At 64.8% G+C, this 19,908-nt stretch carries 26 protein-coding genes, 3 tRNA genes and 1 pseudogene; 21 read left to right on the top strand and 9 right to left on the bottom strand.

All coding sequences use genetic code 11. The annotated features are described in order from the left end of the window. Positions 1 to 467, top strand: a 467-nt coding sequence (locus ACK4HL_RS17760; protein WP_409763174.1) for a hypothetical protein, incomplete at its 5' end; no start/stop codon positions are given. A 148-nt stretch (positions 468 to 615) separates the two neighbouring features. Next, the gene (locus ACK4HL_RS17755) at positions 616 to 2,400 is read left to right on the top strand and encodes a sensor histidine kinase (RefSeq protein ID WP_409763171.1); all 1,785 of its coding nucleotides are present in this window, start codon (positions 616 to 618) and stop codon (positions 2,398 to 2,400) included. Between the two features lie 8 nt (positions 2,401 to 2,408). On the opposite strand, the gene ACK4HL_RS17750 is transcribed toward ACK4HL_RS17755, so the two are convergent. Both ACK4HL_RS17750 and ACK4HL_RS17745 read right to left on the bottom strand, forming a co-directional pair. Further along, the gene (locus tag ACK4HL_RS17750; RefSeq protein ID WP_409763168.1) at positions 2,409 to 2,984 is read right to left on the bottom strand and encodes a hypothetical protein; all 576 of its coding nucleotides are present in this window, start codon (positions 2,982 to 2,984) and stop codon (positions 2,409 to 2,411) included. Positions 2,985 to 3,044: 60 nt separating this feature from the next. Next, positions 3,045 to 3,584 (bottom strand): DUF2878 domain-containing protein, encoded by a 540-nt coding sequence (locus ACK4HL_RS17745; RefSeq protein WP_409763165.1) that lies wholly within the window; start codon positions 3,582 to 3,584, stop codon positions 3,045 to 3,047. Positions 3,585 to 3,640: 56 nt separating this feature from the next. Here ACK4HL_RS17745 and ACK4HL_RS17740 point away from each other — a divergent pair, with 56 nt between their 5' ends. After that, positions 3,641 to 4,069: a hypothetical protein gene (locus tag ACK4HL_RS17740; protein WP_409763161.1), complete on the top strand. Its 429-nt coding sequence runs from the start codon at positions 3,641 to 3,643 to the stop codon at positions 4,067 to 4,069. On the opposite strand, the gene ACK4HL_RS17735 is transcribed toward ACK4HL_RS17740, so the two are convergent. Further along, entirely contained in the window at positions 4,066 to 4,461 is a 396-nt protein-coding gene (locus ACK4HL_RS17735) for a hypothetical protein (RefSeq protein WP_409763157.1), read from the bottom strand. The genes ACK4HL_RS17740 and ACK4HL_RS17735 overlap by 4 nt on opposite strands. A gap of 81 nt (positions 4,462 to 4,542) precedes the next feature. Between ACK4HL_RS17735 and ACK4HL_RS17730 the strand changes: the two genes are divergently transcribed. Continuing rightward, the gene (locus ACK4HL_RS17730) at positions 4,543 to 5,289 is read left to right on the top strand and encodes an SDR family NAD(P)-dependent oxidoreductase (RefSeq protein ID WP_409763154.1); all 747 of its coding nucleotides are present in this window, start codon (positions 4,543 to 4,545) and stop codon (positions 5,287 to 5,289) included. Between the two features lie 14 nt (positions 5,290 to 5,303). After that, complete coding sequence (locus ACK4HL_RS17725; RefSeq protein ID WP_409763150.1) at positions 5,304 to 5,663, top strand: cupin domain-containing protein; 360 nt, start codon at positions 5,304 to 5,306, stop codon at positions 5,661 to 5,663. 7 nt (positions 5,664 to 5,670) lie between these two features. Here ACK4HL_RS17725 and ACK4HL_RS17720 read toward each other — a convergent pair whose 3' ends face one another. Beyond that, positions 5,671 to 6,090, bottom strand: a complete 420-nt coding sequence (locus ACK4HL_RS17720; protein WP_409763147.1) for a VOC family protein — start codon at positions 6,088 to 6,090, stop codon at positions 5,671 to 5,673. A gap of 44 nt (positions 6,091 to 6,134) precedes the next feature. On the opposite strand from ACK4HL_RS17720, the gene ACK4HL_RS17715 reads away from it, so the two are divergent. From ACK4HL_RS17715 to ACK4HL_RS17690, 6 genes are all read left to right on the top strand, one after another. Next, positions 6,135 to 6,863 carry an SIR2 family NAD-dependent protein deacylase gene (locus ACK4HL_RS17715; protein ID WP_409763180.1) on the top strand — a complete coding sequence of 243 codons (729 nt, stop codon included), beginning with the start codon at positions 6,135 to 6,137 and terminating at the stop codon, positions 6,861 to 6,863. A gap of 337 nt (positions 6,864 to 7,200) precedes the next feature. Then, positions 7,201 to 7,779, top strand: coding sequence for a cold-shock protein (locus ACK4HL_RS17710; RefSeq protein WP_409763144.1), 579 nt, complete (start codon positions 7,201 to 7,203; stop codon positions 7,777 to 7,779). Between the two features lie 38 nt (positions 7,780 to 7,817). Continuing rightward, the gene (locus tag ACK4HL_RS17705; RefSeq protein ID WP_409763141.1) at positions 7,818 to 8,291 is read left to right on the top strand and encodes a DUF192 domain-containing protein; all 474 of its coding nucleotides are present in this window, start codon (positions 7,818 to 7,820) and stop codon (positions 8,289 to 8,291) included. Between the two features lie 79 nt (positions 8,292 to 8,370). Next, positions 8,371 to 8,447: transfer RNA gene (locus tag ACK4HL_RS17700), tRNA-Pro, on the top strand. A gap of 35 nt (positions 8,448 to 8,482) precedes the next feature. Beyond that, complete coding sequence (locus ACK4HL_RS17695) at positions 8,483 to 8,791, top strand: ETC complex I subunit (RefSeq protein ID WP_409763138.1); 309 nt, start codon at positions 8,483 to 8,485, stop codon at positions 8,789 to 8,791. A 6-nt stretch (positions 8,792 to 8,797) separates the two neighbouring features. Next, a tRNA-Arg gene (locus ACK4HL_RS17690) sits at positions 8,798 to 8,875 on the top strand. A gap of 37 nt (positions 8,876 to 8,912) precedes the next feature. Here ACK4HL_RS17690 and ACK4HL_RS17685 read toward each other — a convergent pair. Then, on the bottom strand, positions 8,913 to 9,149 hold the full coding sequence (locus ACK4HL_RS17685; RefSeq protein ID WP_409763135.1) for a hypothetical protein: 237 nt from the start codon (positions 9,147 to 9,149) through the stop codon (positions 8,913 to 8,915). Positions 9,150 to 9,358: 209 nt separating this feature from the next. Here ACK4HL_RS17685 and ACK4HL_RS17680 point away from each other — a divergent pair, with 209 nt between their 5' ends. The 3 genes and pseudogenes from ACK4HL_RS17680 (at position 9,359) to ACK4HL_RS17670 (ending at position 11,192) form a co-directional block, all read left to right on the top strand. Further along, positions 9,359 to 9,577, top strand: a complete 219-nt coding sequence (locus ACK4HL_RS17680) for a hypothetical protein (RefSeq protein WP_409763132.1) — start codon at positions 9,359 to 9,361, stop codon at positions 9,575 to 9,577. 550 nt (positions 9,578 to 10,127) lie between these two features. Further along, positions 10,128 to 10,640 carry a hypothetical protein gene (locus tag ACK4HL_RS17675; RefSeq protein ID WP_409763129.1) on the top strand — a complete coding sequence of 171 codons (513 nt, stop codon included), beginning with the start codon at positions 10,128 to 10,130 and terminating at the stop codon, positions 10,638 to 10,640. A gap of 172 nt (positions 10,641 to 10,812) precedes the next feature. Then, positions 10,813 to 11,192 (top strand): annotated as a pseudogene (locus ACK4HL_RS17670) (rhodanese-like domain-containing protein). A gap of 41 nt (positions 11,193 to 11,233) precedes the next feature. Here ACK4HL_RS17670 and ACK4HL_RS17665 read toward each other — a convergent pair. Continuing rightward, on the bottom strand, positions 11,234 to 11,752 hold the full coding sequence (locus tag ACK4HL_RS17665) for a CreA family protein (RefSeq protein WP_409763126.1): 519 nt from the start codon (positions 11,750 to 11,752) through the stop codon (positions 11,234 to 11,236). A gap of 53 nt (positions 11,753 to 11,805) precedes the next feature. Then, entirely contained in the window at positions 11,806 to 12,981 is a 1,176-nt protein-coding gene (gene metC, locus ACK4HL_RS17660) for a cystathionine beta-lyase (RefSeq protein WP_409763123.1), read from the bottom strand. Positions 12,982 to 13,058: 77 nt separating this feature from the next. On the opposite strand from metC, the gene ACK4HL_RS17655 reads away from it, so the two are divergent. From ACK4HL_RS17655 to ACK4HL_RS17635, 5 genes are all read left to right on the top strand, one after another. Further along, positions 13,059 to 13,289, top strand: a complete 231-nt coding sequence (locus tag ACK4HL_RS17655; protein WP_409763120.1) for a hypothetical protein — start codon at positions 13,059 to 13,061, stop codon at positions 13,287 to 13,289. Between the two features lie 51 nt (positions 13,290 to 13,340). Further along, the gene (gene gatB / locus ACK4HL_RS17650; RefSeq protein WP_409763117.1) at positions 13,341 to 14,816 is read left to right on the top strand and encodes an Asp-tRNA(Asn)/Glu-tRNA(Gln) amidotransferase subunit GatB; all 1,476 of its coding nucleotides are present in this window, start codon (positions 13,341 to 13,343) and stop codon (positions 14,814 to 14,816) included. Positions 14,817 to 15,035: 219 nt separating this feature from the next. Further along, positions 15,036 to 15,830 (top strand): glutathione S-transferase family protein, encoded by a 795-nt coding sequence (locus tag ACK4HL_RS17645; protein WP_409763114.1) that lies wholly within the window; start codon positions 15,036 to 15,038, stop codon positions 15,828 to 15,830. 104 nt (positions 15,831 to 15,934) lie between these two features. After that, positions 15,935 to 16,852: an endonuclease/exonuclease/phosphatase family protein gene (locus tag ACK4HL_RS17640; RefSeq protein ID WP_409763111.1), complete on the top strand. Its 918-nt coding sequence runs from the start codon at positions 15,935 to 15,937 to the stop codon at positions 16,850 to 16,852. A 289-nt stretch (positions 16,853 to 17,141) separates the two neighbouring features. Beyond that, positions 17,142 to 17,327 carry a hypothetical protein gene (locus ACK4HL_RS17635; RefSeq protein ID WP_409763108.1) on the top strand — a complete coding sequence of 62 codons (186 nt, stop codon included), beginning with the start codon at positions 17,142 to 17,144 and terminating at the stop codon, positions 17,325 to 17,327. Positions 17,328 to 17,469: 142 nt separating this feature from the next. Here ACK4HL_RS17635 and ACK4HL_RS17630 read toward each other — a convergent pair whose 3' ends face one another. Both ACK4HL_RS17630 and ACK4HL_RS17625 read right to left on the bottom strand, forming a co-directional pair. Beyond that, entirely contained in the window at positions 17,470 to 17,748 is a 279-nt protein-coding gene (locus tag ACK4HL_RS17630) for a hypothetical protein (RefSeq protein ID WP_409763105.1), read from the bottom strand. A 132-nt stretch (positions 17,749 to 17,880) separates the two neighbouring features. Further along, positions 17,881 to 18,915, bottom strand: coding sequence for a Fe(3+) ABC transporter substrate-binding protein (locus ACK4HL_RS17625; protein WP_409763102.1), 1,035 nt, complete (start codon positions 18,913 to 18,915; stop codon positions 17,881 to 17,883). A 161-nt stretch (positions 18,916 to 19,076) separates the two neighbouring features. Between ACK4HL_RS17625 and ACK4HL_RS17620 the strand changes: the two genes are divergently transcribed. Continuing rightward, positions 19,077 to 19,286, top strand: coding sequence for a hypothetical protein (locus ACK4HL_RS17620; RefSeq protein ID WP_409763099.1), 210 nt, complete (start codon positions 19,077 to 19,079; stop codon positions 19,284 to 19,286). 59 nt (positions 19,287 to 19,345) lie between these two features. Continuing rightward, a tRNA-Ser gene (locus tag ACK4HL_RS17615) sits at positions 19,346 to 19,438 on the top strand. Positions 19,439 to 19,908 lie beyond the last annotated feature (470 nt).

Below are 19,908 nucleotides of genomic sequence, written 5' to 3'. Positions count from 1 at the left end.
AAGATATGAGCGTTCATAACATGTTCCGCCAGGTAAGGTTTATCATCCGTGCCGAGATGCTGGCCGTCCAGGCGAAGCTGGCCTTCGCCGCGCGGCGAACGGTGCTCGCCGCCCTTGCTCTGCTGTTCGCCGGGCTCGGCCTCGTCTTCAGCAACGTCGCGCTCTTTGCCTTTCTATCGCCGCTGTGGGGGCCGGTGGGAACGCCCGTGAGCCTCGGCCTTCTCAACGTGGCCCTTGCCGGGGTGGCGCTTCTCGCCGCCGCCTTGATGAAGCCCGGGCCGGAACTGGCGCTGGCGGAGGAGATGCGGAACATCGCGGGTCAATCGCTCGAGGAGGAAATCCGTTCCCAGCCGCTGGTGGGGGCCGCGCTGGGCGGGCCGGACCGCACCGCTCTCGCCGGCCTTCTGCTTCCCGCCCTCACGATGATCGTCGGCGCCTTGCGGCAGAGGAGAAAGGAGAAAGGCTGATTTCTCCCTTGCACGCTGCTGCCAACCAAAGGTCACAATCCACAACGTCTGCACTCATGCGTTAAGTGACCAAAAAGTAAGCAAAATGCCTGCCCGTCACAAACCGCCTTGGTGCTAGATGTCGTAAGTGGGTGAGAAGAGAACGCCGGTGGACGGACCCAGTCTGACATGGACCCTCGAGAGCTGGTTTGCGCGCCTGCCGCGCCGGGACTGGCTCGCATGGGTCCTGTGCGCCACCGTGATCGCGGCCGCGGTGGCCGTTCGCATCGCCTTTCCGCTGCTCGGCGCCTTCATCACCTTCTATCCGGCCGTCGTGATCTGCACCATGATCGCCGGCTATCGCGCCGGCCTCCTGACCCTGGCCATCGGCCTTGCGATCTCACCCTTCTTTATCGGGCCCGCGCCGCCGGGCCTGCCGCTCTGGCCTTTCCTCTCCTGGCTCTTCTTCGCGGCAGGGGGCTATGCCATGCTGCTCATCGTCGATGCGCAGCAGCGCGGGCTTGCGAAGTCGCGCCAGCTCACCGAGCAGCTGACGCGCCAGCAGCACTTCACCGACCATGTCATTTCTGTCGCGCCCTCGCTCACCTATGTCTATGACGTGACGAGCGGTCACAACGTCTTCATCAGCCCGCAGTGCCTCGATATCCTCGGCCACAGCACCGGGGAGATCGCCGCCATGGGCCGCGACCTGCTGCCTGGCCTGATCCACCCGGACGACATGCCGCTCGTGCAGGAGCGGATTTCCGCACTCCGCCCCAACTCGCCCGATGCACTGCCCGACGTCGAATACCGTATGCGCCGCAAGGACGGTGCCTGGGTGTGGCTCCTGAGCCGCGACCGCGTTTTCGCCAGGGACGAGAACGGCCGTCCGACGCAGATTCTCGGAGTTGCCACCGACATCACCTCCCGCAAGCGCTCCGAGGAGCAGCTGCAGGCGAGCGAGGAGCGCTTCCGCGGCATTTTCGAGAACGCGCCGATCGGCATCTCGATTTCCGACATGGAAGGCAATTTCGTGCAGTGCAACCCGGCCTATGAGCGCATGCTGGGCTATGACATGGCCGAGCTGCGCAACCTTCCCTTTTCGACCCTCGTCCACCCGGATGACCGCGCCGCCAACCTAGCCGAGATGGACCGGCTGGTTCGCCAGGAGGTTCCCCATTTCGAGATCTTCAACCGCTCGGTCCACAAGAGCGGCCGCACGGTGTGGGTGCACAAGGTCATCCTCCTCTTGCGTGATCGCATGGGGCAGCCGGTGAACATGGTGGCGTTGCTGACGGACATGACGGAGCGCAAACGCTCCGAGGAGCAGATCAGGCTTCTCATGCGGGAGGTGAACCACCGTTCGAAGAACCTTCTCGCAGTGGTCCAGTCCGTCGCGCGCCAGACCGCCGCCTATGGCGATCCCGAAACCTTCGCCGAGCGTTTCGCCGAACGTCTGCAGGGCCTTGCCGCCAGCCACGATCTGCTGGTCCACAATGCATGGCAGGGCGTGGTTCTGGCGGATCTGGTGCGCTCGCAGCTCGCCCACTTGGAGGATCTGGTAGGCCGGCGCATCGCGCTGTCGGGGCCGGAGCTTCACATCAACGCCACCGCCGCGCAGAGCCTCGGCATGGCTCTTCACGAACTCGCCGTGAATGCCGGAAAGCACGGCGCGCTGTCGGGTGCGGAGGGCAGGGTGGAAATCTCCTGGCGGCTCTTGGGCGATGCGCCGGAGGAGATGATCGAACTCTCGTGGCGGGAACACGGCGGGCCGCCGGTGGCGCCTCCACGCCGCGCGGGTCTCGGCACGCTGATCCTGACGCGGCTTGCCGAACAATCACTCGGCGCCCGCGTCGTGCTGAAGCACGAGGCCGAAGGCCTTAGCTGGACCCTCACCGCGCCGCTCGCCGCCATGCGCGAACGTGATCTCTTCGTACGCGACCTGAAGGCCTGAGCGGACGTTCAGGCCAGGCCGCCGGCCGCGAGCCACAGCGACAACACGCCGAGCCAGCCCGCGCAGGCGCGCCTGAACAACTGAGCACCGCGGCCACGCTTGCCGCCGGGTGCGCGGCCGATGAGACTTCCCGCCAATGCCCAGCCGGCCGAAACGAGAATCAGCACGAGGAGGAAGGCGAGCAGTGGAATGGCGAGTCGGTCCTGCGACGGCAGCATGACGAGGCCGATGATCAGTCCCTTGGGGTTGAGGAGCGTAGTGGTGAAGAGCCGGAGCCCACCCGGGCCCTCGATGTCGGCGTCCCGCGCGGCGGGTAGGCGCCAGAGGCTCGCCGCCAACCACGCCACCCAGGCTGCCGCGGCGAAGGTGACGGCGAGGCTCAGCGTCGCATGGCCTTCCATCAGGCCGGCCCCGGCAAACGTCAGCGGCAGCACCGCCGCCATGTAGCCCGCCGCTACCGCGGGGGTCAGCGCGAGCGCCCGCCACGCGCCGCGCTCGGCCCCGGCCAGCGCCAGCAGCGTGTTGGTCGGCCCCGGAGCAAGGAGCAGGGCGATCAGCGAGAGGTAGAATTCGGCGGTGGTCATGGCGCGTTCCTGTAGCGCCCGCAGATGGCCCGCCCAGGATCATCCTGGCCATGATCGAGGTCAATTGTTGCCGGCACGGGCGGGGGCAATGGCTTCCGCCAGGAGGAAGATCGCCGGCAGCGCCAGCGCCCAGGCGAGCCCGATGGCGAAGAGGGCACCGGAGGGCTCCGCCGGCAGGCTGGCCGCGCCCATCTTCGCGCCAGCCCAGTAGGTGAGGGGTCCCGACACGGCGCCGAGCAGCGCCTGAAGTGGCCATCGGCCCCTGAGCCACGCGAGGCTCGCATTGGGCAGCGTCCCGAAGCCGAACCACAGGGCCCAGATCCAAACCGGCGGCAGAACATCTCCCGGCGCCATGCCGGCGTAGCGGATAAGCCCGGCGGCGAGGAACCCGGTCTCGATCAGCACGCCCAGGGCCGTGACGGCCAGGATGAGGCCCAGCTCGCGCTTCAGGGCCGGTCGCTGCAAGGCGAGGTGAGCGATCACCACGGCGAGGGCCGGGATCGATCCCCACCAGGGCCAGCCGCGGGCCCCGCCTGAAACCGCCGCGAACCATGCCGCCTCGAACGCCAGGAAATTGAAAGCGCCGAAAAGGATGTTCATGAGGTCTGAACCGCGGCGTCCTGCGTAGGGATGGGCGCTGACACGGAGAACCTGACGTGAAACATGATCCCTCGGTTACGCGCGTCCGGCCCCGCCGGTTTGCTCTCGCGGCAATTCCCCTTGCGGTGATGCTCGCGACAGCACCGGCTTCTGCTTCGAGCCGGGGCGAGCCTCTCGCCGGTGCGGCGCTCAAGTCATGGATCAGCGGCAAGCGCGTCTATCTCGCCGTCCCGCTGGGTGGCGAGCTCCCCTTGACCTATCGGCGGAACGGCGTGGTGGACGGCTCGGGCGAGGCGGCGGGCCTCGGCAAGTACATGAAGCCAAAGGACCGGGGCCGCTGGTGGGTGTCGGGCGACCGCCTCTGCCAGAAGTGGCAGGAATGGTATGACGGCCGCACCTTCTGCTTTACCGTGGCGAAGCTGCCCGATGGCCGCATCCGCTGGGTGCGCGACGACGGCAAGTCGGGGATCGCCCGGGTCCGCTAGGCCATCTTTTGCCTCAGCCGCGCTGCGATCAGCGGTGCGACGAGCATCAGCAGCGCGCTCCAGGCGATGGTGCCTGTGCGCGGGTCGAGGGCAGCGATGATGTCGGGCTGGCCCATGCCGCGGAGAAGCCCGATGGCGATTTCGAACGCCACGGTGAGCACGGCCCAGAGCGCGCCCATCGCGAGGAGCCTCCCGCGCTCTCTCACCCGCGTCCAGCCGATCGCCAGGTAGGCGATGGCGAGCACGATGATGGCACCCACGGGCCAGCCGATCCGTGCGGCAGCCTCCTCGCCGATCCGCGGCACGAGCAGGAGGCCCCGCAGCACGCCGTGCACGCTCTCCGCCAGCATGATCAGCAGCCAGACCAGGAGCCCTCTGCCCATTCCCTGCATGTCGTGCCCCCCGCGCAAGACGATTGCCGGCGTGCCGCCGGTTCATGCATCATAGGCCGCAAAACAGGCGAAGGGGATTCCATGTTCGATGATCTGAAGGGCAAGTCCGTCGTGGTGACCGGCGGCGTGACGGGGATCGGCGGCGCGGCCTCGCTTGCCTTCGCTGCGGCCGGCGCCAGGGTCTTCGCGCAATATCTGGGCGGCGGGCCCGAACGCGAGGCGCTCGAAAGGGCGGGAGTGGCCACGCTGAAGCTGGACCTCACCGAGGAGGGCGCCCCGCAGCGCCTGGTCGATGCCGCTCTCGCGAAGCACGGCCGCATCGACGTGCTGGTGAACAATGCCGGCAGCCTCGTTGCCCGCGTGCCGGTCACCGATCTCGACGACGCCTTCATCGACAAGGTTTTCGACCTCAACTGCCGGCAGCTCATCCACTGCTGCCGGATTGCGGCAACGCTGATGAAGGAACAGGGCTCCGGCACGATCATCAACGTCACCTCGATCGCCGCGCGCAACGGTTCGAGCCCGGGCGGCTCCGTCTATGCGGGCGCCAAGGCTTTCGTCTCCGCCTTCTCGAAGACGCTTGCGAAGGAGCTCGTCGGCCACGGCATCCGGGTCAACTGCGTCTCGCCCGGCACCATCCACACCGCCTTCCATGACCGCTTCTCGGACGAGGCCAAGCGCGAGGCGGCGCGGAAGTCGATCCCGATGCAGCGCCTCGGCCTGGCGGAGGATTGCGCCGGAACCTTCCTCTACCTCGCCAGCGACAAGGCCTCGGGCTACGTCACGGGGCAGGTGATCGAGGTCAATGGCGGGCAGCTCATGCCATGACCTTGGCGACGCGGATGAGGCCGCATGCCCCGGACGCGATCGCTCCCGATGGTTCCGAGGTGCGCATCCTGGCGGCCACCTCGCGCGGCAGCATGGCGCAGTTCACGCTGCCGCCCGGCGCCATCTCCAAGGCGGTGGCCCACCGGACGGTGGAGGAGGTCTGGCTCGTCACCCAGGGCAAGGGCCGCATGTGGCGGAGGCTGGCGGAGGCGGAGCTCATCGTGGAGCTCGGCCCCGGCCTGTCGTTCGCCATTCCGGCGGGCGCCCACTTCCAGTTCCGCAATGACGGCGACGAGCCGCTGCATTGCGTCGGCGTGACGATGCCGCCCTGGCCGGGAATGGACGAGGCCTACGAGGTGGAAGGCGTGTGGTGAGTGCTTCTCACCACGTTCCGGTGTTCGGCATGGAAGCCCAGGGCTCTGCCGCCGGCAGCGCCTCGCCCTTCTGCAGCAACTCGATCGAGATGCCGTCGGGCGTCTTGATGAAGGCCATGCGGCCGTCGCGGGGCGGGCGGTTGATCGTGATGCCGTGCTTCTGGAGATTGGCGCAATAGTCGTAGATGTTGTCGACGCCGAGCGCCATATGGCCGAAGTTGCGCCCGCCGGTATAGACTTCCGGGTCCCAGTTGTAGGTGAGTTCGACCGGCGCGTCCGGGCTCTCGGGTGCCGCCACGAAGACCAGCGTGAAGCGTCCCTTCTCGTTCTCGTAGCGGCGCTGCTCGACGAAGCCCAGCTTGTTGATGAAGAAGTCGAGCGACTGCTCCAGGTTGGAGACGCGGATCATGGTGTGGAGATATTTCATGGGATCACCTCGTGTTTGACGAACACATAGAAGAACTGGCCGGCATGGTCCAGCGCGCCCGGCGCGGCGTGGTCTTCACCGGCGCGGGAATCTCGACCGAATGCGGCATCCCGGACTTCCGCTCTCCCGGCGGCTTCTGGACGCGCTACAAGCCCATCGAATTCAGCGACTTCCTCGCTTCCGCCGAGACGCGGCTGGAGGCCTGGCGGCGTTTCCTGGTGATCCGTGAGACGATCGCCGGGGCGGCACCCGGTGCCGGCCACCGTGCCGTGGCCGATCTCGTGCGGAGGGGCCATGTCGCGCGTGTCATCACCCAGAACATCGACGGCCTGCACGAAGCCGCGGGCATCCCGCGCGAGCGGATCATCGAGATCCACGGCAACGGCACCTATGCCCACTGCCTAGCCTGTGGATGCCGCCATGAAATCGATTGGGTGAAGGAGGAGATCGCCCGGAAGGAGAAGCCGCCGGCCTGCACATCCTGTGGCGGCATCGTCAAGTCGGCCACCATCTCCTTCGGCCAGGCCATGCCGGAGCAGGAAATGGCCGATGCGCGCGCGGCAACGCTGAACGCCGATCTCTTTCTCGCCATCGGCTCCTCGCTCCAGGTGTTTCCGGCCGCGGGTTTTCCGGTGATGGCGAAGCAGAACCGCACGCCGCTCGTCATCGTCAACCGCGAGGAGACGGGGCTCGACGGTCTCGCCGATCTCGTGATCCGCCGCGACATCGGCGAAGTTCTCGCGGCGCTCGTCGCGCGAATCGAATCACGGTGAGAGCGAATCACTTGAGGGGAATCTGCCGCCTTTCCGACGCTGCGCTGCGCTCTCGCGGCTGTGTCTTGCCGTGCGGCGCAGCGGGCCGACAGGCCGGCGCGATTCAAGGGGAGTGTTGAGCGGCTCCGCTGCGAAGAAGAATTGCCGAACGTTTCCGGTCTCTTGTCGCAACTCGCCGTTGCTGACTCGAGTCTCCGCGCTGTTGCTGCTGCTCTTCGACCTGCGGTTTTTCCACACAAGCACCGGTGCGAGCCCTGTACAAAGCCGCGGGATTTGCGCAGATTAGGCAGCAAGGCGGCGGGGCAACAATGCCGCTCTTGGGGACAGAGTTGGTAAGATGGCGGCGAGCGGTTACAACGGTGAGACGGTTTCCACGCTGAACGAAGCGCCTGAGAACAACATCCGCATCATTCAGGTCAGCGGCCTCGTGAAATGGTTCGACGTGGGGCGCGGTTATGGCTTCATCATCCCGGACAACGGCATGCAGGACGTTCTGCTGCATCTGAGCTGCCTCAAGCGCGATGGCTTCGAGGCGCCGCTCGAGGGCACGCGCGTGTTCTGCGAGGCGGTGGCGCGCCAGAAGGGTTATCAGTGCCTGCGCGTCCTGGCCGTCGATACCTCCACCGCCATCAACCCGGTGGAGCGCCGCCCCCGCACCCATGCCGTGGTCACCGCCTCGAGCGCCTGGGTTCGTGCCCGGGTGAAATGGTTCAACCGCGCCCGCGGCTTCGGCTTCGCCACGGAGGGTGAGGACAAGCCGGACATCTTCATCCACATGGAGACGCTGCGGAAGACGGCGATCGCCGATCTCCAGCCCGACAGCTGGATCTACGTGCGTTTCGGCGACGGGCCGAAGGGCAAGATGGCGGCCGAGGTGCGCCTCTCGCTCGAATCCGGCCCGGCCCTCACGCAATAAGCCATTCTTCCGCAACAATTGCCGGGAATGAGGGCGGCATGCTCCGCTTTGTCCTGACTATCCTCCTCTTCGCCTGCGCCCTGCTCGCTCAGCCGGGCGGGCTCCGCGCCCAGGATGCGCCTCTTTCCAAGATCGAGCCGCTCACCATCGCCACGGAGGGTGATGCGGTGATGTTCACCGTGGAAATCGCGGACACGGAGGAACTCCGCAGCAGGGGGTTGATGTTCCGCCAGCGCCTTCCGGAGGAGCGCGGCATGCTCTTCGACTTCGGCGACCCGCGCCCCGTCGCGATGTGGATGAAGAACACCTATATCTCCCTCGACATGCTGTTCATCCGCGAGGACGGCACCATCGCCTACATCGCCGAGAACACCGTGCCGAAGTCGCTCGACACCGTCGGCATCTCGGAGCCGGTTCTGGCGGTGCTGGAACTGGCCGCCGGTGTTTCGCGCAAGCACGGCATCCGCGCCGGGGACACGGTCTATCACCGCCTCTTCCGCAACGCCGAGTAGGCTGGCTGGCGCTGTCTCCAGCCGAGCCTTGCCCCGGGTGAGCATTTTCGGATAAGAGGCGCACAAGCGAAGGCCGTATCGGGGTGTAGCGCAGTCTGGTAGCGCACCTGCCTTGGGCGCAGGGGGTCGTCAGTTCGAATCTGGCCACCCCGACCACGGCCTTCTCCGCCAGTCGAGCGAGAAAGAGAACCATGCCCGTCCGCATCTACAAGCCCTCCCGCAACGCCATGCAGTCAGGCAAGGCCAAGTACGATCATTGGGTGGTTGAGTTCGAGCCAGCGGCCCCGCGCAGCGTGGACCCGCTCATGGGATGGACCTCGTCCGGCGACACGCGCCAGCAGGTGAAGCTGACCTTTCCCACGAAGGAGGAGGCAATCGCCTATTGCGAGCGCGAGGGTCTCGCCTATACGGTGATGCCGGAAGCGCCTGTCGCCAAGGCGATCAAGAAATCCTATTCCGACAATTTCAAGTTCGGCCGGTCCATCAACTGGACTCACTGAAGGCAGGACCCCGTAGCTCAGCTGGACCAGAGCAAGTGCCTTCTAAGCACTAGGTCGCAGGTTCGAATCCTGCCGGGGTCGCCATTTCAGGTCAGTGCGGGAGTCCTTGCCGCCCGGCGGCTCATCGGCCGAGCAGCGCGTCGGCAGCTTCCGAAGGATCGAGCGACATCGAAGCATTGTATCGGCCGCCGCGGTCGATCAGCGCGTCCACGATGTCTTCCAGCGCGATGTTCTCGTCGCTCCAGCGCTTCCGGATCGTTTCTGCCTCGGCATAGACGCGGATGCACGTGGACCTGTTGATCGACAGCACCTGTTCGATGTCGTGAACGACAGGGCGGGGAAGGTTTGTGCGGGGCATTGGAAAAGCTCCTTTAGAAGACCTTTCGTACTCCTTCGCTCATAAATGGCAATCCGCCACTGCACCACCTCGCTGGGTTGTCTCAATTGCCTCACTCGCACATTACTTACAACTTTGCGACGCCGGGGGAACAAACCGCTGGTGTGGAGTTGTAGCAGAGTGAGTAGGTGCAGTATAAAAATGGCCTCGACTTGCGGGACACAGAAAACATGAAAAAGGAAGAGAGGGATATCAGGCTCCAGATCATGCTCCAGCCCCAGGAGCTGCGCGCGATCGAGGAGTGGCGATTTGAGAGGCGCATGCCGAGCAGGGCGGCTGCTGTCCGGGAACTGCTCCGCAGAGGCCTCGCTGCCGAGGGGTTTGGCCTCGCGCCCGAAGGCAAACACTCCGGGGCATTCAGCGTAACGGACGTTGCGGGTGACGAATAGTCGCCGGCAGCTGTCCGGTAACTATGGGTTAAATAAAAGGCCAATCAAACTGAAACCTTCAGCTTGCTCCGCATGTTGATCCCGGCGGATGCTGGAGGCTGAAGTGGCTGCAGAGATCAATCGGAGCGAGCGGGATCCATCGGCGGTCAGTTTGTGGAGCATCGCCTGGCAAAACGCCTCCGCGTGCCGTCGGAAGGTCCTTGAGAATGCTGGCGCCGCTGGAGAATGGGCCCGCAGGGCTCGGGAATGGGAAGGTCTCGCGCAGGAACTGGCGGGCCAGGATCCAGGAATTGCGCCACTGGACCCCATGAGCCTCGGGAAGTTCTGGAAGACACGCTGACGCAGGTGATGGCGGTCGCGGTCAGGGCGGCTCCATTCGCCCTCATCGGCAGTTTTCTGGGGAACCATCACGCTTCTGCCCACTTTCATACCCCGGGAGGCCCCATTCCTTGAGGCATTGAGTACTGGTGCCGGCTCCGCTAAGGTGCCCCCGGCGCCGTGAATGCTGCAGCGCCTGGGGCGGCGGTTTGTTTGAGTATGAGGATGTCCCATGAGGCTGATCGAGATTGTCATTCTCGCTGGCGCCCAATGCATGAGCCCCATCGAGTCCGCCGAGGGACTGACGCAGGTGAGCAAGGTGCCCTGCGCCGTGCTCGTGCGGCAGGACCCGGAGACTTCCGCGGTCGAGATCGTTCCCCGAAGCGCTTCCACCGATCCCGATGTCATCGCCATGTTGCTGCAGCCCCGGGCTCCCGGAACCGAGGTCGCGGCGGCACCCACGATCGAGCCGGCCTCGATCGAGGAGCAGTCCCCCGGAGCTGAGGTTCCGCTTCCCACGCCGCGCGATGCGGCACCCGCCCGCGACAAGGCTGAGCCGCACGAGGAGAAGGCACAGGCCAAGCCCGCGAAGAAGAAGCTTCAGTCGCGCGCCAGCAGCGATGCTCCGGCGAAGAAGAAGAAAAGGGTGGCTTCCAAGAACCCGCCGGACAAGTGCGGCTCCTACAAGGCGGTCTGGTACACCAACAAGGAAGGCCGGCGGAAATATCGCTGCGTGAAGGTCTGAAGCGCCGCACGCCGAGGGGCAGGGGCGGCCTGAGCCGCCCCCCGCGGATCCCTCCGGCATTCTCCCCTTGTGGAGCCCGCATGCAAAGAACGGACTTTGCGGGCCCGCAAGTGCCGCGCTAGCCTCGCACGAGGCGGCGTGTGCCGCTGCAATGATGGCCATGGAGGTCGGGATGCCCACCAGCGTTAAACAGATGATCGAACAGGCCAACGCAACGGTTCCGCGCGTCAGCGTCGCGGAGGCACGGAGGGGGCGCTCGTCGTGGATGTCCGCGATGCGCCAGAGGTGGAGATGAGCGGGAAAATACAGGGTGCGGTGCACGTCTCGCGCGGCATGCTGGAATTCCGCGCAGACCCGCAGTCGCCCTATCATGACAAGAAATTCGATCCGGCGCGGCCGGTGCTCCTCTATTGCGCCTCTGGCGGCCGCTCGGCCCTGTCGGCCAAGACGCTGAAGGATATGGGCTACGAGCGCGTCTACAACATCGGCGGCTTCAAGGACTGGGCAGAGGCCGGCGGAGAGATCGAGAAGCCCATCGAACCGGGAATGTAGGTCGCAAGGGGGGAGGGCGCGCCCCGCCGCCCTCCCTCTTCCTATGGGTTCACGAAATCCCCGCATCTGGGGGCGGCTTCGTTGCCCCATGGCATGAGCGGAACCGTCGAGGTGGAGTTCTGCGGCGAGCCCTCGATGAGCTTGTCCGTGTAGGCGAGATAGACCAGAACGTTGCGCTTGGCGTCGCAGCCCCGCACGATCTGCATCTTCTTGAAGAAGAGAGATCGCCGCTGGCGGTAGATTTCCTCGCCCTGGTCGAACTTGGCCTTGATGCGGATGGGGCCGATCTGCCGGCAGGCGATGGAGGTCTCGGAGCGCTCCTCGGCGAAGCCCGCCCAGCCGGTCCAGCCGCCGATCTCGGGCACCGTGAAATAGCAGGCAACGCCGTCCACTGCGGGATCGTCCAGCACATAGGTGGCGAGCTTGGCGTCGGGCGACAGCATGCGCCACACCGTCGTCTTCTTGAAGATCAGCTCCGGATCGTCGGACTGCGCCCCGGCGGGTAGGGCAAGTCCCAGCATCAGCAGCAGGGCGGTGAGGACTTGGAACACACGCGGCATATAACCCCTCCAAACCATCGGTAAAGATCAAGATAGGAAGGAAATCCGCTTTTTCAAGAGGCGGAACTCAGGGCCGCAAAGCCCTCCGCGAGATCCGCCGTGAGGTCGTCGGGATTCTCGAGCCCGATGTGAAAACGTATGCAAGGACCGTCCGCCCCCCAGCGCGTCGCCGTGCGGTGGGGCTTGAAGGGGATGGCGAGGCTCTCGAATCCGCCCCAGCTGTAGCCCATGCCGAACAGCACGAGCCGGTCGAGGAAGGCGGAGGTGGCCGCCTCGCTGCACGGCCTCAGTACGACCGAGAAGAGGCCGGAGGCGCCGCGGAAATCGCGCTTCCACAATTCATGCCCCGGCGCGTTGGAAAGCGCGGGGTAGAGCACCGTCTCCACTTCGGGCCGCCCCCTCAGCCATTCGGCCACGGCAATGGCGTTCTTCATGTGCCGCTCGAGCCGGACGTCCAGCGTATGGATGCCGCGGAGCGTCAGGTACATGTCGTCTGGCCCGGCGAACTGGCCCATCTGCTCATAGGCTTCGCGGAAGGGGCCCCACGTTTCCTTCGTGCAGGTGACGGTGCCCATCATGGCGTCCGAATGGCCCACCAGATACTTCGTCGCAGCTTGGATCGAGACGTCCGCCCCGTGCTCGAAGGCCTTGAAGTAATGTCCTGCCCCCCAGGTATTGTCGACGAGGAGGAGGGCGCCCGCCCGGTGCGCGGCCTCGGCAATGGCGGGGACGTCCTGCACCTCCATGGTCTGGGAGCCCGGCGATTCCGCATAGACCACCCGCGTGTTGGCCCGGATGAGGGAGGCCAAGCCGCCGCCGATCAGCGGGTCGTAGTAGGTGGTTTCGATCCCCAGTCCTTTCAGCAGCCCCTCGCAGAGCTGGCGGGCGGGGTTGTAGACCGTGTCCACCATCAGCAGGTGGTCGCCCGTCTTCAGGAAGGCGAGGAGCGCGGTGGTGATCGCCGCCATGCCCGAGGGCGCGATCTTCGCCTTGTGGCCGCCTTCCAGAAGTGCCACCGCGTCTTCCACCGCGCGCGAAGTGGGCGTGCCGCGCCGGCCGTAGGTATAGGCCTGGGAGCGTTCCTGGAGCGCCTTCGCCGAAGGGAACAGCACGGTCGAGCCGTGATAGACGGCCGGGTTGACGAAGCCGTGCTCGGCATAGTCGCGGCCGGCGGCCACGAGACGGGTTTCGGGCTTGAGGCGGGAGAGATCGGGCTTGGATTTCGACATGAGGTTCGACCAGTGTTATCCTTGAGCGCTAGCATGCGGAGGCCCCAGGGAAAACCCCGTTGCGGCGAGGGAGAGCCATGTCGCCGCTCGGATATGTCCTGCTGAAGCTGATGCGTGGCGGGGCCGCCGGCGCTGCCCTGTTCATCGTGCTGGTGATCGGCATCGAGCTCTGGAAGCACGGCGGCGACATGACCGCCATGGACCCCGGCTTCGCCGTGCTGCTGGCGCTTCTGCTCGTGGGCGCGGTCTGGCTCATGCGCGCCATGGGGCGGGAACTGGCCCGCCACCGGCCGGACGGGGGCTCTTGAACCGCCGCGCCCGAGTGGGTACCAAGGCGCCAGTTCAAAGGTGGAATGATGATGGAATCCGCGAAGCGCGTGGCCGAGAAGAAGGATTGGATCAAGGGGGCGACCGGCGATTGGGAGATCGTCATCGGCATGGAGGTCCATGCCCAGGTCCTGGCCAGGTCCAAGCTGTTCTCGGGTGCTTCCGCCGAATTCGGCGGCGAGCCCAACGACCACGTCTCCCTCGTCGACGCCGCCATGCCGGGCATGCTGCCGGTGATCAACGAATTCTGCGTCGAGCAGGCCGTGAGGACCGGGCTGGGCCTCAAGGCCGAGATCAACCGCCGCTCGGTCTTCGACCGGAAGAATTATTTCTACCCGGACCTGCCGCAGGGCTACCAGATCTCGCAGTACAAGCAGCCGGTGGTGGGCGAGGGTTCGGTCCACGTCGACGTCGACGGCCGCTCCGTCGAGGTCGGAATCGAGCGCCTGCATCTCGAGCAGGATGCCGGCAAGTCGCTGCACGACCAGCACCCCAGCATGAGCTTCGTGGACCTGAACCGCTCCGGCTGCGCGCTGATGGAGATCGTCTCGAAGCCCGACATGCGCTCGGCCGAGGAGGCGAAGGCCTATGTGACGAAGCTCCGCCAGATCATGCGCTATCTCGGCACCTGCGATGGCAACATGGAGCAGGGCTCGCTCCGGGCGGACATCAACGTCTCGGTCCGCCGGCCGGGGGCCGAGTTCGGCACCCGCTGCGAGATCAAGAACGTCAACTCCATCCGCTTCATGGGCCAGGCCATCGAATACGAGGCGCGCCGCCAGATCGGCATCCTCGAGGATGGCGGCACGATCGACCAGGAAACCCGCCTGTTCGACGCGAGGAAGGGCGAGACGCGCTCCATGCGCTCGAAGGAGGAGGCGCACGACTACCGCTACTTCCCCGACCCGGACCTGCTGCCGCTGGAACTGGAGGAAGCCTGGATCGACCGCATCCGGGGCTCGCTCCCTGAACTTCCGGACGAGAAAATCGCCCGTTTCGTGAAGGACTATGGCCTCACTCCCTATGACGCCCAGGTGCTGACCGCCGAGCGCGCCTCCGCCGACTTCTTCGAGCAGGTGGCGAAGGGCAGGGACGGCAAGATGGCCGCAAACTGGGTCATCAACGAACTGTTCGGCCGCCTGAACAAGGAGGGCAGGACGGTTGAAACAACTCCCGTTTCCGCCACCCAGCTGGGCGAAATCGTTGACCTGATCGGCTCCGGCACGATTTCCGGCAAGATCGCCAAGGATGTCTTCGAGATCGTGTGGACCGAGGGCGGTTCGCCCAAGGAGATCGTCGATGTCCGGGGCCTGAAGCAGGTCACCGACACGGGAGCGATCGAGAAGGCCGTGATGGACATCATCGCCGCCAACCCCGACAAGGTGGAGCAGGTCAAGGCCAAGCCCACCATGCTCGGCTGGTTCGTGGGCCAGGTGATGAAATCCACCGGCGGCAAGGCCAACCCGCAGGCGGTGAGCGATCTCCTCAAGGTGAAACTGGGCCTCTGAGCCGGTCTGACGCTGAGTCAAACAGAATCAAGGTCTTAGCGCCTCTTTCTGCAATCGGAGATAAGCAGTTCGGTGGATTTTCCGGGGCATGGGAACACCCAGCGACCGAGCGCGATTTGCCAATTTACTCAGTATCTTGCTTTGTGTTTTCCTTTCGGAAAATCTTCGCTATAGTCCGTACCCGGAATTTTTGGCCGAGAGGCCGGAGGGGGTCGAACCATGGCGAAGACAGCCAGAAAGGCTGCGAAGAAGCCTGTTGGGAAAACGGTTTCAAAACCTGCTGCGCGGAAGCAGCCGGCCCGCGCGAAGCCCGTGCCGGCCAAGAAGCCCACCAAGCAGCCGGTGGCGCGTAAGCCGGCGGCGCCCGCCGCCCCCGCCGTCGACAAGGAGCGCTTCACGCTCTTCGGCATGCTGGGATCGGGGCCCACCTACACGGTGGGCCTCATGCTCTCGCTCTGCAAGTATCCCTTCTCCTACATTCACGTGAACCTTCGCGAGGCGCAGCACAAGCAGCCTGACTTCCTGGTGAAGAACCGCTTCGGACAGGTTCCCGCACTGCGCGACGGCCAATCCTACTACGTGCAGTCCGCCGCGATCCTCCAGCATCTCGCGGATGAACTGCACAAGTTCGACGGCAAGAGCGAGTTCGAGAAGCACCGCATCCGCGAATGGCTGTTCTGGCAGTGGGACAAGCTTGCCGTTCCGGTGTTCCGCCTCAGGGCCAGGGCGCGCGGGCTGCGGCAGTTCGGCGACGAGGTGCGCATCATGTACGACACCGAGGCGCGCGCCGCTCTGGCGCTCCTCGAGAACGAGCTCGGCAAGTCGGAATGGGTGGCGGGAAAGCGGCCGACCGTCGCCGACGTCGGCATCTATGGCGTGCTGCGCTATGCGGCCGAGGCCAATATCGATCTCGCCGCATATCCCAATGTATCCAACTGGAAGAAACGCTTTGAGGCCCTTCCGGGCTTTGGTACACCGGAGCAGATTCTGCCGATGGAGAGCAGACTCCTCTGACCTGAACCGGAGTTCTCTTGCGCACGACGGCTGACAGTCAGGCTCAGACCCCGCTTCAGCCGGACGAAGAGCCGCCGAAAAGGAAGCGCCGCGCGACAGGAGCCTTGGAGTGCAGGCTGGGCATCCTCCTCGGCCTCTGCGGTCTCATCGCCTCGCGCCTGGGCCGGCTCTGGGTGGCTTTCGACGTCTTCTCGCAGTTCACGCTGCATTTCGCGCTGATCACGCTGGCGTTCCTCCTGGGCTTGGTCATGCCCCGTGCCAAGCTGCTCACCGCCTTCGTGGTGCTGGTGGCCGGCGTGGTCGGCATCGGCATGTGGCCGCACCTGGCAAGCCGGCAGCCTGCGGTGTTCGGAACGGCCGGACCGGGCGAGAAAGCGCTCAAGGTGGCAAGCTTCAACACGCTCTGGGTCAACCAGGACGCCGACGCCGTGAAAGCCGAAATCCTGCGCCTCGATGCCGATGTCGTCACCCTGATCGAGATGAGCCCAGCCAAGAGGCGGATCGCGGGGGAGCTCAAGGACCGCTATCCCCACCAGGCCAACTGCTTCGGGGTGGATTACTGCGACCTCGCCATCCTCTCGAAGCTGCCCATCATGGACAGTGAGGCGCGCAGCCAGTGGGAGGGCCCGCCCTATATCCGCGCGAGGCTCGGCCCGGAAGCGGGCGGCCTCACCGTGGTGGGGGTGCACACGCTTCGCTTCCCGCATTCGCGCGCCCAGCTCCGCCAGGTGAGCGCCATCGCCGGCTTCATCGAGACGCTATCGGGCCCCAAGCTGGTGATGGGCGACTTCAACGCCACGCCCTTCTCGCGCATCATCACGCTGATGGAGAGCAAGGCCAACCTGCGGCGCCTCACTTTTCTTCCATCCTGGCCCAGCCACGCCAACCTGCCGCAGATCTCGATCGACCACATCTTCGTTTCGCCCACGGTAAGGCTGCTCGGCGCTGCCCATATTGGCGAGCCGGCCGGCTCCGATCACTATCCCGTCGCCGCCCAAATCGGAGTGCCGCTCGCTCCCTGACAAGCGGGCCAGATTGCCGCGATGGTGAAAGAACGGTTTCCCCGAGCGCCACCATTTCCTGCGGTTTTCACCGCAAACCATTGAATCGATTCGGGCTTGTCGAGCGGAAAGGGTTTTCTCACCTTCTTTGATCGGCTCTTCTTAATCCTCTCTCTTAACGTGCAATTGCAGGCCACGGGGCAGGATGCACCCTGCAGCCACACGGAAGTTGTGGACCGGCAGCCGAAGCACGGAGGGGTGGACATCTCCCTGCCGCCGGCGAAGCGAAGGAAAGCAAGGGGAGGCCAGCATGGCACGCGTGAACATGGATGAGAACGGCTCGGGCGAGATCACGCCGCATTCGGCAACGGCGGAAATCCTGTTCGAACTCGGAATGATGTATTGCCTCGGCCGCGAGGTGGCACAGGATCTCGTGACGGCGCACAAGTGGTTCAACCTCGCGGCCCTCAAGGGCAACGAGGAGGCGCGGATCTAGCGCCGCGAGCTGGCCAGCGAGATGACGCCGGAACAGGTGGCGGAAGCCCAGCGCCAGGCGCGGGCCTGGATCACGCTGCACTGACGGCGCGAAAAAGGGCCGGTTGTTCCGGCCCTCGCCCGGTGGTCAGCCGCACCCGCGGTCAGTAGTCGAGATCGTTCTCGTCGATGTTGCCGGGGTTCTGCTGGTTGAGCAGCTGGTTTCGGCTGTCCAGCACCTTCTGCCGGCGCTGCTGGTTGTAGATCTCCGATTCGTACACGTCGACCTGGGCGTTGATCTGGTCCTGCGCACTGCCGAGCGGCGGGAGCTGGTCGTCATCCGGTGCGTAGTTCTGGCCCAAGGGAATGAAATTCTCATAGGCGAGCACGGGCAGGGGCGCCAGAACGAACGCTGCGGCAGTGAGGAAGATGGCAAAACGCATGGTCAACTCCGATCCGAGCTCAGTATAGAGCAGACACGCGGGGAAGGCACGAACAATCGCCGTGATTTCGCCACATGAAGCGGAAACGGCCCCGCGCCGGGGGCCGTTCCATGGGCCGGTCCGGTCTGCCGGTCAGTCGTTGAATTGCACCTCGTCCACGAGCTTCGCCGCGGCGGGTTCGAGCCTTGCCACCTCGGCCACGTTGATCGTGTCCGGCGTGAAGCTGCCCCAGGCCTTGACGATTTCGGCGGGTTGGACCTTGGGGTTCACCGGATACTCGAAATTGCCGTTGGCATAGAGCTGCTGGGCCTCGTCGCTCGCCAGGAATTCCATGAGCTTCAGGGCATTGTCCTTGTTGGGGGCATTGGCCGTGAGCATCATGCCGGAGATGTTCACGTGCGTGCCGAAGGCGGGCGAGGAGGGAAACACGATCTTCACCGCCTTGGCCCAGTCCTTCTGCTCCGGCTCCTGCTCGTTGGTGAGCATCTTGCCCATGTAGTAGGTGTTGGCGATTGCCAGGTCGCACTCGCCGGCGAACACGCTCTTGGCCTGGCTGCGGTCGTTGCCGGAGGGCTTCACGGCGAGGTTGGCCTTGAGCCCCTTCAGCCATTCCCGCGTCGCGTCCTCTCCCTTGTGGGCGAACATCGCCGCGACCAGGCCGAGATTATAGGGATGGTTGCCGGGCCGCATGCAGATCTTGCCCTTCCACTTCGGGTCCGCCAGTTCTTCATAGGTGATGGCGGTGATCGGCGCCCGCTCGACCGAGGCATAGATGACGCGCGCCCGCATGGTGAGGCCGAACCATTGATTGCCTTCGTCGCGGAGATTGGCCGGCACCTTTTCCAGGATTGCCGGGGAGGAGACGGGCTGCGCCAGCCCGCGCCCGGAAGCTTCCACCAGCCGTCCGACATCCGCCGTGAGCAGCAGGTCCGCCGGGCTGTTCCGCCCCTCCTGTGCAAGGCGCTCGACGAGGCCGTTGTCGGCGAACACCGCCTTGACCTCGATTCCCGTCTGCTTGGTGAAGGCCTCGAACAGAGGAGTGATCAGCGACGGCTGCCGATAGGTGTAGACGTTCACGACGCCGTTCGCCAGGGCGGGCGAGCCCAGCGAACCGGCAAGGACCATGGACAGGCCGATCCCCAGGACGTTTCGGCGGGAAACAGACATTTCGGAACTCCGTGAAAGTGAAACCGTGCAATCGCTCTATGAGGCAGTGCGGCAAGCGCTGTCAAGAAAAACCGACTAATTCAGTCGGAATTAGAATGGCTCTAAACTGGAAGCCATTGCGGGACTGGATTATGATGCGGCCGACACACACGGGAACAGTCATGGCATTCGAGGAACTGAAGGCGCAGATCGGCCTGCTTCTGGGCGAGATGAATGAGCAGCCGGAGGACCTGCACGAGCTTTACGAGCAGATCCACCAGGAGCTGAACCAGCTCCGCGCCACCGGCATGGGGCTGCCGGCCGATCTCGTGGAACTGGAACGGCGTCTGCTCGATGAATTTCCCGAGCCGCCCCGACCGAAACGCGCCTGACGCCCATCCGACGGCAGGCTTGCATCCCCGCCCAAATCGCGGCAAAAGCCCGGGTAGCAGGAGACGTGGCCGAGTGGCTGAAGGCAACGGTTTGCTAAATCGTCATACGCTGTCAAGGCGTATCGAGGGTTCGAATCCCTCCGTCTCCGCCAGCTTCCCCTCGCAAACTCTGACAAGGCGCTGATAAGCGGTGAAATTCCTTTTGGTTTCAAAAGGGTTTGGCAGAGACGACCGTACTTCTGAGACTGCGCCGGAGCCAAAATTCGGTCTCAGAAGGCCCGCCGTCTCATTCCGACCGTACTTGCCCGAAATCAGTACGGTCGGAAAAGATGACGTTATTTCAGCAACTTAAAACTTCTGCGGGACCGTACTTTTTGAAACAGTTCTCTCGCTCTCGGTTGACTTAAAACCCATGGTGGACGTGGCGGAGCGAAATTCTGAGGGGTATCAGTACTCGTAGGGACCTCCCAGCAGCAGTCGTCATGTCCTGGTCCACAACAAGATTGGTCAGATAAGCTGTTGTTCTGGTTCCAATGGGCACTCTGAGCCCCTTTTTCGACCTTGCGATGTAACGGGGCCTCAAGTGTCTTCGCCGCGGCCTCTTCTTGCGAAAGGTGCCGGT

The organism is Aestuariivirga sp., from assembly GCF_046294715.1.
Lineage (GTDB): Bacteria > Pseudomonadota > Alphaproteobacteria > Rhizobiales > Aestuariivirgaceae > Aestuariivirga.
The sequence above is the reverse complement of the archived record's forward strand: the minus strand, read 5'-3'. Positions and strand labels throughout refer to the sequence as shown.